General features: G+C 65.5%; 16 protein-coding genes. 6 read left to right on the plus strand and 10 right to left on the minus strand.

Translation table 11 applies throughout. From position 1 onward, the window contains the following. Positions 1-4: 4 nt before the first annotated feature. On the minus strand, positions 5-1,009 hold the full coding sequence (locus SynWH8101_RS10490) for an esterase-like activity of phytase family protein (protein ID WP_254427947.1): 1,005 nt from the start codon (positions 1,007-1,009) through the stop codon (positions 5-7). Positions 1,010-1,032: 23 nt separating this feature from the next. Between SynWH8101_RS10490 and SynWH8101_RS10495 the strand changes: the two genes are divergently transcribed. Continuing rightward, positions 1,033-1,893 (plus strand): cation diffusion facilitator family transporter, encoded by an 861-nt coding sequence (locus SynWH8101_RS10495; RefSeq protein ID WP_130129725.1) that lies wholly within the window; start codon positions 1,033-1,035, stop codon positions 1,891-1,893. Between the two features lie 15 nt (positions 1,894-1,908). Here the strand turns inward: SynWH8101_RS10495 and SynWH8101_RS10500 are convergent, their stop codons facing one another. Genes SynWH8101_RS10500 through SynWH8101_RS10520 form a run of 5 tightly spaced genes read right to left on the minus strand, consistent with a single transcriptional unit; the run spans position 1,909 to position 6,848 of the window. Further along, entirely contained in the window at positions 1,909-3,351 is a 1,443-nt protein-coding gene (locus SynWH8101_RS10500) for an MFS transporter (protein WP_130129726.1), read from the minus strand. Positions 3,352-3,381: 30 nt separating this feature from the next. Beyond that, on the minus strand, positions 3,382-4,356 hold the full coding sequence (locus SynWH8101_RS10505; RefSeq protein WP_130129727.1) for a lysylphosphatidylglycerol synthase domain-containing protein: 975 nt from the start codon (positions 4,354-4,356) through the stop codon (positions 3,382-3,384). After that, positions 4,350-5,594, minus strand: coding sequence for a nickel pincer cofactor biosynthesis protein LarC (larC, locus tag SynWH8101_RS10510; RefSeq protein ID WP_130129728.1), 1,245 nt, complete (start codon positions 5,592-5,594; stop codon positions 4,350-4,352). Before larC ends, SynWH8101_RS10505 begins: the two co-directional genes overlap by 7 nt. Next, a complete protein-coding gene (locus SynWH8101_RS10515) occupies positions 5,587-6,219 on the minus strand; it encodes a hypothetical protein (RefSeq protein ID WP_130129729.1) in 633 nt (210 codons plus the stop codon). The genes larC and SynWH8101_RS10515 overlap by 8 nt, the downstream gene beginning before the upstream one ends. Further along, entirely contained in the window at positions 6,219-6,848 is a 630-nt protein-coding gene (locus SynWH8101_RS10520) for a hypothetical protein (protein ID WP_130130486.1), read from the minus strand. Before SynWH8101_RS10520 ends, SynWH8101_RS10515 begins: the two co-directional genes overlap by 1 nt. Positions 6,849-6,942: 94 nt before the next feature. Between SynWH8101_RS10520 and SynWH8101_RS10525 the strand changes: the two genes are divergently transcribed. Beyond that, positions 6,943-7,788 (plus strand): hypothetical protein, encoded by an 846-nt coding sequence (locus SynWH8101_RS10525; RefSeq protein WP_130129730.1) that lies wholly within the window; start codon positions 6,943-6,945, stop codon positions 7,786-7,788. Here the strand turns inward: SynWH8101_RS10525 and SynWH8101_RS10530 are convergent. Next, on the minus strand, positions 7,733-8,059 hold the full coding sequence (locus SynWH8101_RS10530; RefSeq protein WP_370586993.1) for a hypothetical protein: 327 nt from the start codon (positions 8,057-8,059) through the stop codon (positions 7,733-7,735). The two genes, SynWH8101_RS10525 and SynWH8101_RS10530, sit on opposite strands and share 56 nt — an antisense overlap. Before the next feature lie 58 nt (positions 8,060-8,117). Between SynWH8101_RS10530 and xth the strand changes: the two genes are divergently transcribed. Then, complete coding sequence (gene xth / locus SynWH8101_RS10535; protein WP_130129731.1) at positions 8,118-8,948, plus strand: exodeoxyribonuclease III; 831 nt, start codon at positions 8,118-8,120, stop codon at positions 8,946-8,948. 11 nt (positions 8,949-8,959) lie between these two features. Here the strand turns inward: xth and SynWH8101_RS10540 are convergent, their stop codons facing one another. Beyond that, the gene (locus SynWH8101_RS10540) at positions 8,960-10,420 is read right to left on the minus strand and encodes an FAD-linked oxidase C-terminal domain-containing protein (RefSeq protein ID WP_130130488.1); all 1,461 of its coding nucleotides are present in this window, start codon (positions 10,418-10,420) and stop codon (positions 8,960-8,962) included. A 136-nt stretch (positions 10,421-10,556) separates the two neighbouring features. Here SynWH8101_RS10540 and hemL point away from each other — a divergent pair, with 136 nt between their 5' ends. Both hemL and SynWH8101_RS10550 read left to right on the plus strand, forming a co-directional pair. Then, positions 10,557-11,858: a glutamate-1-semialdehyde 2,1-aminomutase gene (hemL, locus tag SynWH8101_RS10545; protein WP_130129732.1), complete on the plus strand. Its 1,302-nt coding sequence runs from the start codon at positions 10,557-10,559 to the stop codon at positions 11,856-11,858. 38 nt (positions 11,859-11,896) lie between these two features. Beyond that, on the plus strand, positions 11,897-13,150 hold the full coding sequence (locus SynWH8101_RS10550; protein ID WP_130129733.1) for a carbohydrate porin: 1,254 nt from the start codon (positions 11,897-11,899) through the stop codon (positions 13,148-13,150). 9 nt (positions 13,151-13,159) lie between these two features. On the opposite strand, the gene SynWH8101_RS10555 is transcribed toward SynWH8101_RS10550, so the two are convergent. After that, entirely contained in the window at positions 13,160-13,657 is a 498-nt protein-coding gene (locus SynWH8101_RS10555; RefSeq protein ID WP_130129734.1) for a YajQ family cyclic di-GMP-binding protein, read from the minus strand. A 54-nt stretch (positions 13,658-13,711) separates the two neighbouring features. Between SynWH8101_RS10555 and SynWH8101_RS10560 the strand changes: the two genes are divergently transcribed. After that, positions 13,712-14,164 carry an MAPEG family protein gene (locus tag SynWH8101_RS10560; protein ID WP_130129735.1) on the plus strand — a complete coding sequence of 151 codons (453 nt, stop codon included), beginning with the start codon at positions 13,712-13,714 and terminating at the stop codon, positions 14,162-14,164. Here SynWH8101_RS10560 and SynWH8101_RS10565 read toward each other — a convergent pair. After that, complete coding sequence (locus SynWH8101_RS10565) at positions 14,161-15,075, minus strand: SPFH domain-containing protein (RefSeq protein WP_130129736.1); 915 nt, start codon at positions 15,073-15,075, stop codon at positions 14,161-14,163. The genes SynWH8101_RS10560 and SynWH8101_RS10565 overlap by 4 nt on opposite strands. Positions 15,076-15,161 lie beyond the last annotated feature (86 nt).

Below are 15,161 nucleotides of genomic sequence, written 5' to 3' on the forward strand. Positions count from 1 at the left end.
AGGGTCAGGACGGGTTCGGAGCCGGAGTGGTCTGATCCCGGCACCTGGCTTGACGACGTGGCGCCAGCACCGCCACCCAGCTTCGCTGAAGCGGATTGAAGTTGTCGTCGCTCACGAGCACAAGCGTCGAACGTCCATCCGCCAGCCCTGGCCCCCAGGTCATGCCCTCCCAGTTGTCGGCCGGCAGCCCGACCTGAAGCAGATCCCAGCCGGCCAGAGGACGCAACGGCGGCTGCGCGCTTCCCTCGGGCCAGGGCAGCCACTGGAGTTGAGCCGTCCACTCCCCTGGCGGGGTATAGCTGCGGAGCAGCGCCAGCACACCGCGGGAGGGCGCCAGGCTGAGCAACTCGGTGAGGCCCTGGGAGCGGGCCAGGGCGCTACCAGCCGGACCGATCGCCAGCCGCCCGACCTCCCGGATCGTGCCATCGGCAGCCCGCAGGGCCAGCCTCACCAGATCACCATTGGCCCCGGAGGCGTCCTGACGCAGGGGCGCTTCCGCCGCCAACAGCAGACTGCCGGCAGGCCCGGCACTGAGCGATTCCGGCCCCTTGTTCGACTCCAGACCGCGACCGGGGCCAAAACGCCAAGCCGGAGGCAGCGGTTGCTCGGCCTGCTGACGACCACTGCGCAGCGAAAAGCGGAGCAGCTGGGGCGGCCGTTGGGATCCCAACCGCCGATTGCGCCGTCCTTCACTCACGATCCAGGCCTGATCGCCATTGAGCACCAGACCCTCGCCGTCGAAGCGAGCCGGCAGGAGCTGCCCGGCTCCATCCCGCAGGAGCAGCCGGGGCCCAGGCGCAAGCGGCGCCATTCCCCTCAGCCATGGCGTCACACCCGCTAGAGGCACGAGATGCCCCTGGGGAGAATCGCTGAGCAACCAGAGCCGGTCGGTCGACTGCTCATAGGCCACAGCCGAAAAGCCCCCGAGCGGACGGCCATCCTCGGCTCGGCGCGGCAGCTCCTGACGGCGGATCAGCTCCCAGCCGGCATCTGGCGGACAGGGAACCATCATGAAAGCAACGGCCGGCGAACGTGAGCCATCATCACCACCACTCCAGCCACGCCTTTCGCTGGACCGTGCTGCTCAACGCCGGCCTCAGCGGCCTGCAGATCGTCGTGGGAAGCGCCTTCGGATCGATCGCCCTGATTGGTGATGCCCTGCACAACCTCGGCGATGTGGCAGGACTGCTGCTCGGCTGGGGGGCGGACCATCTCAGCCGCAGGCCAGCCACGGCTCGCTTCACCTATGGCTTTGGCCGCTCCACCCAGCTGGCGGCCATCAGCAATGCGGTCTTGATCCTGATGGCCTCGGCCGTGGTGTGCGTGGAAGCACTGCAACGCTTCCAGCGGCCGGAACCCCTGGTGGCCGGACCGGTGGCCTGGGCGGCAGCGGCGGGGCTGGTGGTGAATCTGCTGTCGGCCCGGTTGTTCGGCCATGGGCATCAACACGACCTCAACCGCCGTGCTGCCGTGCTGCATCTGCTGAGCGATGCAGCAGTCTCGGCCGCGGTGCTGATCAGCGCCCTGCTGGCGGCCGCCACCGGTTGGCTCTGGCTCGATCCACTCACAGGCCTGGGGGTCGGGCTGAGCGTGGCCTGGCTTGGCGTGGAGCTCCTGAAGGACGGCCTGGCCGAAAGCCTCGATGCGATCCCCCAACGAATCGATCCCGATGCCGTGCGCTCGGGCTTGCTTGGCCTGGATGGAGTGGACGACGTGCATCACCTGCATGTGTGGTCGATGGGAACCTCCCGGGTGGCCCTGACCGTCCATCTGGTGCGGGCACCTGAAAGCGCGGACAACGACGCGACGCTGCTGATGGAAGCGAATCGGGCGATGGCCACCCTGGGCATCGATCACTGCACGTTCCAGCTGGAGTGCCGCTCCTGCGATTGACGAGCGGCGCTGAATTCAGATGCTCTCCATGTCGCGGCCCTTGGGCTCGATTCGGTAGATCCAGGTGACCACGGCACCCAATAGAGACGTCACCACCAGCACCATCAACAGCTTCTCCGTACCCCACACCTGCAGCAGAGTGGGGAAAAAGAAGGCGGTCAACACGGCTCCCACCTTGCCGCTGGCCGCGGCAAAACCAGCGCCGAGGCCACGGATCTTGGTGGGAAACACCTCGCCCGCCAACAGATAGGTGGTGGCGTTGGGGCCGAAGTTGGTCATGAACTGGAAGAGCAGGAAACCGGCGACCACCAGCGGCAGGTTGATGCTGGAGCCGCTGCCGCCAAGGCCGGCGATGAACAGTCCGGCCGCACAACCGATAAACCCTGTCACCTGCAGCGGGATGCGACCCCAGCGATCGGCCAGCACGATCGCCACGGCGATGCCCACCAGGAAGCCCACATCGATCAATGCGGTGCCCCGGGCCCCGATCATGTCGTTGTGGATCAGGGCCGCCACCGTGTGCTCATGGCTCTGGGCGCCGAAGGCGGTGGCGATGATCACCGGCGTGAAGATGCCGATCCCATAGGTGGAGAGATCCTGCAGGAACCAGGGCACCGAGGTGAGGATCGTGGAGCGGAGATATTTGCCACGAAACAGCTTCGACCAGTCATTGCTGCGCTGCTCAGCATCGATTTCCTGCAGCCGATCCACACCAGCCAAGGTCAGGTTCTGCCGGTTGAGCAGTTTGCGCAACTGCTTCTCCGCCTTCTCCGGCAGACCGCGACTCACCAACCAATGACTGCTTTCCGGCAGGAAGAGCCGTCCCCAGATCACGGCAGCCACCGGCACCACCGGCACTAGGAAGAAGATCCGCCAGGCATCGAGCGCATCCGGGGAGGAGGCCATGCTGCTCAACACCACCGAAGCAATCGCCGTGCCCAGCACGGCCCCGATCGCCTGGAAGCTGAAGGCACCCAACACCAGTCGGCCTCGGATCGCGGCCGGGATGCTCTCGGAGATCACCAAATGGGCCGTGGGGTAGTCGGCCCCCAGCGCCAGACCGATCACGAACAGGCTCACGATCAAGACCCCCTTGGAGGGGGCGGCTGCCGCCACCAGCAGAGCCACCAACAGCAGCACCATCTCGCCGATGAACACCGGCTTGCGTCCGAGCCGATCGGCCAGACCACCGAGAAAAAGGGCACCGAAGAGAATGCCGGCCAGGGTGGCCGCGGTCACCAGTCCTTTGTCGAAGTCGGTGAGGGAGAACTCGCGGGTGATGAGAGGGAGGCCCACCCCCTGCATGAACACGATCATGCCCTCGAAGAACTTGCCGGCGGTGGCCAGGCCCCACACCAACCACTGCATGCCCGACAGCGGTGGATTGGCGAGGGGAGAGCCGTCATCCCAGACCGGAACGTCTTCGATGTAGGCCTGGACGGAGTGCTTGTGCTTCACAAGGTGCGAAACAGATCACCCGAATCCTGATCACACACCGCCGGGCTGTCGGAAACGGACGGTTAAGGCTTGGCGTCGATCCAGAACCACGGCACCGGCGGCAAGGGCATCGGCGCCCGTGACGATCAACCGATAGGTGAGTGCCACCGCCAGCAGGGGCGCTTCCGGCACCAGCGCACCGAGCCGCAGGATCAGCACCGCTTCAAACACCCCGAGGCCTCCTGGCGCGGCGGGCACCACCAAACCAACGGCCCAGGCGAGCGCAAAGCCGGCCAACCAGAAGCCAGGCGCATGACTGAAGCCCAGACCGAAGGCCTGCACGCAACACCAGAAACCGGCGAAACGGCAAAACACAAACAGCATTTCCATGCCCAGGGGCGCCCAGGGGTAGCCACTGCGGCCACTGCCCAGATGCTCAGGATCAGGAGCCTCCAGGCCTTCAGCACCAAAAAAACGCTGCAACCGCTTCCACTTCCCCCGCTCCAGACGCTGGAGCAGCGGCTCCCGCCAACGGGGCAGCAGCAGCAGGGCGGGGAGGGGCGCCAGCAGGCCCAGTCCTGCCTGCCAGCCACCGGCGGGCAGCCAGAGCAGGGCGGCCACGGCCATCAGCAGGGGCTCCAGCAGCACCGAGACAAGAGCCCGATTCGTGCCGATCCGTGGCTGCAGCGCGCGCAGGCGATCCACGAAATGCCAGACACCGCCGGGGAGGTATTTGAGGAGGTTGCTGCGCAGATGCAAGGCCACCAGATCCACAGACTCGGCGCCATGGCCAAGCCAGGCGACCAGGACGCACCAGGCCAGGGCATTGACCACCAGGCTGGCCCAGCTGAGCCCCAGACCAAGCAGGAGCCACCACCAACCGCGCCCATCGATCGAAAGCTGCTGAAGCCCGCTGAGATGGCCCGCCAGCGCCCAGGTCACGAAGGTCAGGCTCGCCAGGGTGATCCACAGGCGCAGCCCGCCCGGAAGCGCCGGCTTCCAATCCCGCAGCTTCCACCTCACCATCGCCACGCCTCCGTGGCTTCAAACCGCGCCGCCTCAGCCAGCACGGTCAGGCGCACCTGATCGATCGACTGACCGGCTGTCTTGCTCAGGCGCTGCAACTCGTCGTGTTCCACCTTCACGGTGCACTCGCCCCCCGGGCGCCGCACCTGCTTGACGCGCACCGGGCCCCAGGGGGAAGGGCAATGCCCACCGCGGCGCGGCAGTACCCAACGGCCCTGGCGACGCTCCCGCATCCCAAGGGTGGGACTACGAGCCAGCCAGATTCTCCGCAGGGCCTCGGCATCCTGCGGCCAAAGCAAAGCCGCCAGTGCCAAGCCCGGACGCCCCTTCTGCATCAGCGCCGGGGTGGTGGTCACCTCCAGGGCCCCAGCCTGACGCAGCGACTCCGCCAGGGCAGCGACATCTTCGGGGCTGGCATCGTCGAGCCAGGCCTCTTGCAGCACCAACTCCTGCCACTGAGCCTCCGCAGCATCCATCAACGGCAGGGACGGCGGCTCCAGCCCAACGGCTCGATCGCTGCGGATCAGCCTCAACAGATTGGGGCGGTCGAGCTGCCGATGCCCGAGCCCGACCCCAAGACCATCCACCGCAAAGGACGGCCAAGGCTCAAAGCTGTCGGCAAGAACCGCCATCAGCGCCAGACCGGTGGGGGTGGTGAGCTCTCCCTCCGGCTGATCCTCACCCCCCCGGAAGGGCAGGCGACGCTGACGGGCGAGCTCCAGGACGGCGGGAACGGGCACTGGCAGGACGCCATGGGCGGTGGCCACCGTCCCCCGGCCGGCGGGTGGAGGCTGACACAGCAAGCGATCCGGAGCCAGATGGGTGATGGCCGCGCAGACACCCACCACGTCCACCAGGCTGTCGATCGCACCCACTTCGTGGAAATGCACCGCCTCTTCAGGCATGCCATGCACCCGCGCTTCTGCCGCCGCGAGGGCAGCGAAAACGCGCAACACCCGTTGCCGCAAGGGCTCCGCCAGGGCGGCCGCCTCAATCTGGGCGCGCAGGTCGCCCCAACGGCGATGGGGCTGGGGGTCGCGGCTGGCCGCCACCTGAAGGCGCAGACCGCGCAAGCCGCCACTGCTGGCCTCCTCCACCGTCAGTTGATACGCCCCCGCCAAGCCCAGCAAGGCCAGGGGCTCCTCCACCACCTCCCGGGGCACACCCAGGTCGAAACAGGCCGCCAGCAGCATGTCTCCAGCCAGGCCGGTCGGGCAATCGACCAGCAGATCAGCCATGGGCCGTCTCCGTCAGCAGCTGATCACGCAACTGCTCGAGCTGGTCACGCTCCCGCCGAAGCTGCTGATCCACCTCCCGCCTGGCGCGCCGCTGCTCTCGCTGGGCCGTAGGCACATCATGGCCGGAGAGTCCCCAGAGTCGGCCGAGCAGGGCCCGGTCATCGGCGCCACCGCGAGCCTGGCCGTACACCAGGGTCTCCGCCGCCATGCCCGCCTGGAGCACCCGGCTCCAGCGGCGCAGATCCTCGAGCGACAGGCGCACGGATTCGGGAAGTTCGAATTCCGTGGCACCGTTGCTGCGCAGCCCGGCCTGCAGACAAGCTTTCGTGCCCACCAGCACACGCCGGACGGGCATCGCTTCCGCCTGGGCCACCAGCAGGTGCCCCGCTTCATGGCAGGCGATTCGCTGCAGACGGGCCCGGCCACCCGGCAGGGTTTCCGCCAGAAGGTGGCCGCCCAGCCCTTGCCATTGATAGGCATCCAGGGTGAGCCCGAGCAATCCGGCCCCGAGCCCCAGGGCAATCCAGGCCGTTGACAGACCAAGCAAAGGCCCGAACACGGCCAGACCGGTGGCTCCGGCCACCGCCAGACCCGCACTGGTGGCAGACACGGGCGATGAGGCCATCAGGCGCGGGCCTGCGGGCGACTGCTGCGCCCTCCCCCTTTGCGAGCCCCACCCCGCCCCTTGCCACCGCGGGTAGGCATGGGGGCAATCAGCTCATGGGACTCCACGTGCAGCTCCTGCCCCTGACGCCGCACATCCAGGCTGACGAAATGACGCAGCTGATCCAGGGGGATCTCCCCTTTGAGCTGCAGCTTGAACGGCAGGGGGCGACTGCCATCCGCCCGTGGCTTCTGACGCACTTTCACCACCAGATCACCCGTTTCCGGGCGGGTGTAAATCAACTCGCCGCGAATCGAGAAATAGTTGTCGCCCTCAGGCAGCGCATCGTCCGAAGCCCCCGGCTGCAGGGTGCTCGGCTCCCAGATGCCGGTGATCTGCAGATGGAGATGGCCCGCATCGCGGCAGCGGGGGTACACCACCCACAGATGGGGTGCATCCATGGCGAGATGGCGACGCATGAGCGTGAGCATGCGCCCCAGCACCACCGCCTCCAGCTCCTGCCCTTCAGCGTCGACCAGCACACCACGGGTGAACTGGTCGGCATCCTCTGGCCTGTAGGTGCCGCGCACGACACCGATGGCCCGGTATTGGAGCGGCTCGGTGACCGGGGGAATCGGATGGTCGCGCATCAGGAAAAGGGGCATCCACAAGCCCGGATCAACTGTAGCCAGGCCGGGGTGACCATCCCACACTGGTTGGCGTCAGCGATGCGAATCAACTGTTGTGGCAGGAGGGAGTGGGCGGACGCGTGTATGGAGCCGCTGGATGCTGGTGGCGGGCCTGGCGATCACCGCTGGCGTTGGCTGGTTGCTCCTCCAGATGGTTCAACCCCCGTCCTTGCAATCCGCCACCCGGGCCCAGCTCGACCAGCAGGTGCAGGACCTGCTGCGACGTCGACGCCGCGACGCCCTGCCTCCGGACGAGGAACGGCGCTTGCTGGAACGCCTGATCGGGCTGGGCCGCAGCCGCGACGCCATCGCATTGGTGCAAGACCAGCTCAAGCAGCACCCAAAAGATTGGCGCTGGCGCCTGCTGCGCAGTGAACTGATGCGACGCTCCGGACAGCAGAACGCCGCCGACCGCGAACTGGCCCTGTTGCTGCGCCTGCATCCCGAGCAGGAGGAGGTTCTCAAGGTGGCGTCTCTGAACGATCTCAACCGCGGCCGCAGCAAGGTGGCGATCGAACGGGTGAAGAGCCGCTTCGACGCCCGCCCACCAGGGCAACGCCTCAAACTCGGCCTGCTGCTGGCAGATCTGCAGCGCCAATCTGGTCAGGTGAAGGACGCCACCACCACCTATCAGCAGTTAGCCAAAGAGAATGGTTCGGATCCACAGCCACTCCTGGCCCTGGCCTTGATACGCCAGGAGCAGGGCCAGGGCGCGGCAGCCCAGGAGCTGCTGGCTCAGGCACAACGGCGGCAGAGCCCCGAGCAAGCCTCCGAACGCCCCTTGGCCGGCTTGGCCGCGCGCTGGGCCTTGCTGTCGGCGCGGAGCACCACAAATCTGAAGACGCTCAAGGCTGGGGCAACGGGCCAGGCTGGGCAGGCGCCTCCGTCTGATACCCCTTGAGGGCAGCATCGATCGCGTCGGAGGGATCGGTGGCATCACTCATGGAGGTCGCCCGCCGCAGACGGTTGATCAGATCCATCGGATTGGTGGCATCCAGTGGACTGGTGCTGTCGTTCTGCCCGGGAACCGTGTTGTAGATCTCCCGTTCCTGCGGTGTCTGATAACCGCCCATGGGGCTCTGGGCACGAGCGGCCTCCACGGCCACAGTCAGTCCCGTCAGGGCGAGTCCCAGGAGCATGCCGGTCCTGGGCAGCATCTGAACCGCGCGCATTGTTCTCTGCTTCAGGGGCCGCGTAATGCTAGGGGTCACCCAACGAGCCTGAACCTCCGTGCGGATCGCCAGCTGGAACGTCAATTCCGTGCGCACCCGCCTCGATCATGTTTTGCACTGGTTGGACGCTGCCCAGCCCGATCTGCTCTGCCTGCAGGAAACCAAGGTGGACGACCCCCAGTTCCCGCTGGAGGCCTTCACCAGCCGAGGCTGGCAGGCGTCCATTCACGGCCAGAAGGCCTACAACGGTGTCGCCCTGGTGAGCCGGACGCCCCTCGAGGACGTGCGCCTTGGCTTTTCCGGTGAACTGGCTGACGAGGAAGCTCAGGAGCTCGGCGCGCAGAAACGGGTAATCAGCGCTCTGCTCGATGGCGTGCGCGTGGTGAATCTCTATGTGCCGAACGGATCAAGCCTCAAATCGGAGAAATACCCCTACAAACTGCGTTGGCTCGCCTGCCTGCAGCGCTATCTCCAGCAGCCGCAGCAGCGGGGTGAGCCCCTCTGCGTGGTGGGCGACTTCAACATCGCCCGCGAATCGCGCGACATCCACGACCCGGATCGGCTCACCGGCGGCATCATGGCGAGTGAGCCGGAGCGGGCCGCCCTCAACAGCGCCCTCTCCGGCAGCCTGCACGATGTTTTCCGGGTGTTTGAACCCGACACGGGGCACTGGAGCTGGTGGGATTACCGCAGCGGCGCCTGGGATCGGGACCGGGGCTGGCGCATCGATCACATCTACCTCTGCGAGGAGCTTCTCGCCCAGGCCCGGGGCTGCGTGATCCACAAACAGGAGCGGGGGCGGGATCAACCCAGTGACCATGCGCCAGTGGTGGTGGATCTCTGCTGGCCCCCAGAGGAGGACGGCGACAGCGACGACTGGGACCTCTAGATCGGAAATCTCTAGAAAGCGACGAGATTCGGATCAGTGATCGCTAGCTCCACTCGGCGACGGGCCGACTCCGCGCAGCTGGTGGGAGTGGGAAAGATCTTGCCAGGGTTGGCCAGTCCACAAGGATCGAAGGCCAGGCGCACCCGGCGCATTGTTGCCAGATCATCCGGACTGAACATCCAATCGAGGTAGCAGCGCTTGTCGGCGCCGACGCCATGTTCTCCGGTAATGCTGCCTCCGACATCCAGGCAGGCCCTCAGGATCGCCGCCGCCAGCTCCTTGACGCGGCCCCCGACACCGGGCTCATCCCGTTTGTAGAGGATCAACGGATGGAGATTGCCATCGCCGGCGTGGAACACGTTGGCCACCGGCAGGTCATGGTCACGACTGAGGGCGCCAATCGCCGCCAACACGGCGGGCAGGCTGCTGCGGGGCACGACGCCGTCCTGAACGTAATAGGTAGGAGAGATCTGGCCGACAGCGGCAAACGCTGATTTACGCCCCTTCCAGAGCTGGGCGCGATCGGCCGCGTCGTCAGCCCGACGCACGCCACGGGCCCCCGCCTGACGGCAGAGCGCGGAGGCTCGCTCCGCCGCCACGGCCACCTCGGCTGCCTGACCATCCAGCTCGATCAGGAGCACCGCCGCCGCATCGCGGGGGTATTCGTCATGGCCGAACAGGTCATTGACGGCCTGAATCATGAAGTTATCCATGATCTCCATCCCCGCCGGCAGAACGCCCGTCGCCGTCACCTGCCGCACTGCTTCCCCGGCCGCCTCGGTGGTGGGGAAGTCAGCCAACAGCACACACACCGTTTCCGGTGCCCGCAGCAGGCGCAGGGTGATGGCCGTGGCGATGCCAAGCGTGCCCTCACTGCCGATGAAGGCACCACGCAGATCCAACTCCGCCGCCTCCACCAGGCCATTGCCCAGATGGGTGAGCGTGCCATCGGGAAGGACCACCTCCAGCCCGAGCACGTGATTGCTGGTGACGCCGTATTTGAGGCAATGCACCCCACCGGAGTTCTCCGCCACATTGCCGCCGATGCTGCACACCACCTGGCTGGAGGGATCCGGCGCGTAGTAAAAGCCCTCGCCGGCCACTGCCCGGGTCACCCAGCTGTTGATCACCCCCGGTTCCACCGTGATCGTCTGATTGGCCAGATCCACCGCAAGGATGCGACGCATGCGGCTGGTGATCACCAGCAGCGCCTCCTCCTCCACGAGGGCGCCGCCGGAGAGACCGGTGCCACTGCCCCGGGCCACAAAAGGAATGCGGTGGCGATGGCAGCAGGCCAAGATCTCAGCCACCTCCTCCCGGGTGCGCGGCAAGACAGCCAGGGGCGGCGCATGGCGATCCAGCGTCAGCCCGTCGCAGTCGTAAGCGAGGAGCTCCTGCCGGCGTCGCACCACAGCATTGGCGGGGAGCCGACGGCTGAGATCACGGTCCAGGGCAGCCCAGTCGTGCGGCAAGGACGTCACCGATGTCTGGCTCAACTTAGGGAGAAGCGCGCCTGGAGAGCCAGGTCTCGGTCACAGATCGGACGCATCTGTCCGTTTTGGGTCAGGATGGCGCACGGTTTGCATCAGCCCTTTGGCTCCCGTCCCCGTGACAGCTCCCACCCTGAACACCTCCCGCTCCCAGGCCATCTTCAGTGCCGCCCAGGCCCTGATGCCCGGTGGTGTGAGCTCTCCGGTGCGGGCGTTCAAGTCGGTGGGCGGCCAGCCAATCGTGTTCGATCGGGTGAAGGGCTCCTACGCCTGGGACGTGGACGGCAATAAATACATCGACTACATCGGCAGTTGGGGACCTGCCATCTGCGGCCATGCCCACCCCGAGGTGATCAGCGCCCTGCAGGAAGCGATCGAGAAAGGCACCAGTTTCGGAGCCCCCTGCGAACTGGAGAACACCCTGGCCGCCATGGTGATCGACGCCGTACCCAGCGTTGAAATGGTGCGCTTCGTGAACAGCGGCACCGAGGCCTGCATGGCGGTGCTGCGACTGATCCGCGCCTTCACTGGACGCGACAAGGTGATCAAGTTTGAAGGCTGCTACCACGGCCATGCCGACATGTTCCTGGTGAAGGCCGGCTCAGGTGTGGCCACCCTGGGCCTTCCCGACTCCCCAGGGGTGCCGCGCAGCACCACAGCCAACACCCTCACCGCCCCTTACAACGACCTGGAAGCGGTCAAGCAGCTATTTGCAGAGAACCCTGAGGCCATTGCCGGCGTGATCCTTGAGCCGATCGTCGGCAATGCTGGCTTCATCACACCGGAGCCCGGTTTCCTGGAAGGTTTGCGCGAAATCACCAAGGAGCACGGTGCTCTGCTGGTGTTCGATGAAGTGATGACCGGCTTCCGCATCAGCTACGGCGGTGCCCAGGCCCACTTCGGCGTCACACCCGACCTCACGACCATGGGCAAAGTGATCGGCGGCGGCCTGCCTGTGGGTGCCTACGGCGGCCGCAAAGACATCATGGAGATGGTCGCCCCTGCCGGACCGATGTATCAAGCCGGCACACTCAGCGGCAACCCTCTGGCGATGACGGCCGGCATCAAGACCCTCGAGCTGTTGAAGCAACCCGGCAGCTACGAGAAGCTCGCTGCCACCACAGAGCGCCTGATCAGCGGGATCATCGAGGCCGCTGGTGCTGCTGGCCTACCGATCACCGGTGGCAGCGTCAGCGCCATGTTCGGGTTCTTCCTCTGTGAAGGCCCGGTGCGCAACTTCGAAGAAGCGAAAACCGCCGACACGGAGCGTTTCGGTCGCCTTCACCGGGCCATGCTCCAACGCGGTGTGTATCTGGCACCCAGTGCCTTTGAAGCCGGTTTCACCTCGCTGGCCCACAGCGAAGCCGACATCGATGCCACTCTGCAGGCCTTCCGGGACACCTTTGCCGAAATCGCCTGAGGGCTGACATTCTGGCGCTGCCGTTCGTCACCCACGGAATGCAGCGCCTGCTGACCCGCCTTTTGGCCTCCGCCTCAGCTGGCCTGCTCGGCATGTGCGGCCCGGCTCAGGCTGGGCCGATTCAGACCCTGCTCGGCCTGCCTGACTGGATGGATCTGAGTGTGGACTACACCACCGAGCCGATGGGGGGCATGCTCGGGGGCCTCAATCCCGCCGCCACCTCCTGGTTCCAGGAAACGGTGGTGGGCTTGTCGATGAGCAGCGGCCTCAACAAGGAGGAATCCACCTGGCAGGAGATTGACCATTGGCAGGTGAATCTGGAACTCACCAATGCTGCCGGTGACCCGAATCTGAACACGGAGCTGGGATCCGCCTTCACCCTGCAGACCCTGGTGATCCCGGTGGGAACCTGGATCACAGAAGCGAACATCAGCCGCAACCGTGGCGAGAGCTGGTGGGATGCCCAGGCCGGCCTGATGTCGATGGATCCGGAATTTCTGGTGGCACCGGCCTACAACAACTACATCAACTCCACCCTCAACAACACCCTCAATCTGCTGGTGGTGGGGCTGCCGATCAATCCCTTCGTGGCTCCGGGTGTGAAGCTCGGTGCCCACTCCGAGAACCTGGGGTCGATCAAATATGGCTACTTCTACCTCAATCCGGAAACCAGCATTGCCGCCAGCCTGGGCACTGACCCGGAACAGCCCGATGTTCAAGGAAGCCTGCAGGCGCTGCAATGGCAGATCAACCCGTTGCGCAAACGCAAGGATCTGTTTGAACCGATCCGGGTGCGAAACAGCCGAGTGACGGTGGCCCGCCAACTGCCCCTGCCCCTGATGCAGTTGGGCGGCTATTACGCCACCACCAAATTGTTGATTGAAGGCGCTGGCGAGATCGGGGATGGTGCCAACCGGGGCCTCTATGCCTCATTGACCTGGCCGATCGAGTTACCGGTGGGGCTCGACAATCGCATCTGGTTGGCGGGATCACTTGGCCTGGATCCCGACAACAACCCGGTTCCCACCTTTGGCGCCGGTGGCTGGCTCTCCCAGGGGGTGCTGCCCAACCGCCCCCTGGATGTGCTCGCCCTGGGCCTGACCCGTAGCAGCTTCAGCCCCACCCTCACACCCGGACTGACCTATGAAGGCGTGATCGAACTGAATTATTCGATCTACATCTCCGACGTGGTGCAGGTGCAGCCCGTGATGCAATGGCTGATCAATCCGTCAGGCACCGGAGAGGTTCCGGGAGTCTGGGCCGGCGGCGTGCAGGTGAATCTGAACCTCTAGAGGTTCAGATCAACGATAATTTTCAAACTGCAAGGGAACATCGAGTTCGTCTTCCTTTGTTTTGAGCAGCTGAATCGCCTGTTGCAGGTCGTCTTTGCTTTTACCGGTGATGCGCAGGCTTTCCCCCTGAATCGCCACCGTCACCTTCTTGAGCTCATCGCGCACGATCTTGCTGAGCTTCTTGGCAAGCTCCTGACTGAGCCCCTTGCGCAGCTTCACCACCTGCTTCACCCGGTTTCCACCCACGGCCTCCGGCGTCTGGAAATCAAAGATTTTGAGAGACAGATTTCGCTTCGTCGCTTTGGTACGCAGCACATCCTCCACCGCCTGCAGGGTCATGTCGCTGGCCGTGGTGATCACCACTTCGGTTTCCTCCAGCTCGATCTCCGTTCCGGAATCCTTGAGGTCGTAGCGCTGACTCACATCCCGCCGCACCTGATCCAGGGTGTTCACCAGCTCCTGACGGTCGAAATCCGAAACCACGTCGAAGGAGTAGGTGCTGGCCATGGCGTCTGTACTGGTTGCCCGCAGCTTAGAAAAGGGCACTTCAGCTGGCTGCCGATGGCTTTGATCAACCTGTTCACCGCGTCCGACGCGGCCCCTTTCGCCTGGTCTCTGGTGCTCGCCGGAGCCGTGGTGGTGCTGAGCATCGTGCCCCTGGGCGCCGCCCGCTCCCAGGCGGATTTCACCATGGCCGACATGGGCGCTCCCCGGGCGATGTTTGATCGCCTCCCCGCCTGGGGCCAACGGGCCAGCTGGGCCCATCAGAACAGCTTCGAAGCCTTCAGCCTCCACGCCCCCGCTGCCCTGCTCGCCCTGATCGCCGCCCTGCACACCGGCCCACTTCCGGCCATCGCCATCGGCGCTGCATTGCTGCAACCGCTGCTGCGCTTCCTTTACATCGGCGCCTACGTGGGCAACGTGCCACCCCTGCGGGGGCTCTGCTGGGCCAGCGCCCTGTTCTGCTCAGGTTTGCTCTATGTGGAAGGGCTCAGGGCTCTGATCCGGGCCTAAACCTGGCCTTGCTGGAACTGCTTCAGGGCAGCCAGCAAGGACGCCGGCGACTGGGGGTCGACCATCAACACACTGCCGGCCGGGGCATCAACCAGCTGCTCGCCCATCTGCATCCAGTCTTTGGCGAGCATCAGACGCATCGCCTCAGCCGCCTTGGGATTCGCCTCCAGGGCGCTGGCGAGCTCCAATGCCGCCTCCGCCTTGGCCTTGGCTAGCAATTCCTGCTGTTTCACCTGGGCCTCCGCCTCCAGAAGCAACGCCTCCTTCTGGGCCCTGGCATCCAACACCAGCGCCTCCGCCCGGCCGCGCGCTTCGTTCAACTGGGCTTCCTTTTCACCCTCCGAGCGCAGAATCGCCGCCCGTTTCTCCCGCTCCGCCGTCATCTGTGCCTCCATCGCCTGCTGCACTCCTGAAGACGGATTGATATCGCGCATCTCCACCCGGGTGACCTTCACCCCCCAGGGATCGGTCGCTTCATCCAGCTCCTTCAGCAGCAGCTCGTTCACCTCACTGCGCGTTGTGAAGGTCTGATCGAGATCGAGCTTGCCCATCTCGGCACGGATCTGGGTCAGCACCAGATTCACCATGGCCGCCTGCAGATTGTCCACGGCGTAGTACGCCCGAGAGTGCTCTAGGAGCTGCCAATACACCACGGCATCCACTTCGATCGAGACGTTGTCGCGGGTGATGCAGAGCTGGGGAGGGATGTCCAGCACCCGCTCCTTGAGCGATTCATGGCTCACCACCTTCTCCACCACAGGCAACACGAAGGAGAGACCCGGTTGCAGCTCGCGGTCGTACTTGCCCAACCGCTCCACCAACCTGGAGCGACCGCCGCTGGTGACCTTCACACTGCCGCCACCCAGCAGGGCGAGCAGCACCAAGGCAGGCAGTCCAAAAAACACTTCCATGACGCACTCCATCCGTATCCGGACCCTACGGATGGCATCGCACAGGGGCAACTGCCTGCCGATCGCTGCCCCAGGCAGCAGAGTGT

The organism is Synechococcus sp. WH 8101 (genome assembly GCF_004209775.1).
Taxonomy (GTDB): domain Bacteria; phylum Cyanobacteriota; class Cyanobacteriia; order PCC-6307; family Cyanobiaceae; genus Synechococcus_C.

What these genes read in the sequence shown, in the direction of transcription:
- SynWH8101_RS10560 (WP_130129735.1), top strand. Translation starts at nt 13,712, where the DNA reads ATGGCTTTGATCAACCTGTTCACCGCGTCCGACGCGGCCCCTTTCGCC.
- SynWH8101_RS10550 (WP_130129733.1), top strand. Translation starts at nt 11,897, where the DNA reads ATGCAGCGCCTGCTGACCCGCCTTTTGGCCTCCGCCTCAGCTGGCCTG.
- SynWH8101_RS10505 (WP_130129727.1), bottom strand. Translation starts at nt 4,356, where the DNA reads ATGGTGAGGTGGAAGCTGCGGGATTGGAAGCCGGCGCTTCCGGGCGGG.
- SynWH8101_RS10555 (WP_130129734.1), bottom strand. Translation starts at nt 13,657, where the DNA reads ATGGCCAGCACCTACTCCTTCGACGTGGTTTCGGATTTCGACCGTCAG.
- SynWH8101_RS10490 (WP_254427947.1), bottom strand. Translation starts at nt 1,009, where the DNA reads ATGGTTCCCTGTCCGCCAGATGCCGGCTGGGAGCTGATCCGCCGTCAG.
- SynWH8101_RS10515 (WP_130129729.1), bottom strand. Translation starts at nt 6,219, where the DNA reads ATGGCCTCATCGCCCGTGTCTGCCACCAGTGCGGGTCTGGCGGTGGCC.
- larC (WP_130129728.1), bottom strand. Translation starts at nt 5,594, where the DNA reads ATGGCTGATCTGCTGGTCGATTGCCCGACCGGCCTGGCTGGAGACATG.
- SynWH8101_RS10520 (WP_130130486.1), bottom strand. Translation starts at nt 6,848, where the DNA reads ATGCGCGACCATCCGATTCCCCCGGTCACCGAGCCGCTCCAATACCGG.
- SynWH8101_RS10565 (WP_130129736.1), bottom strand. Translation starts at nt 15,075, where the DNA reads ATGGAAGTGTTTTTTGGACTGCCTGCCTTGGTGCTGCTCGCCCTGCTG.
- SynWH8101_RS10530 (WP_370586993.1), bottom strand. Translation starts at nt 8,059, where the DNA reads ATGCGCGCGGTTCAGATGCTGCCCAGGACCGGCATGCTCCTGGGACTC.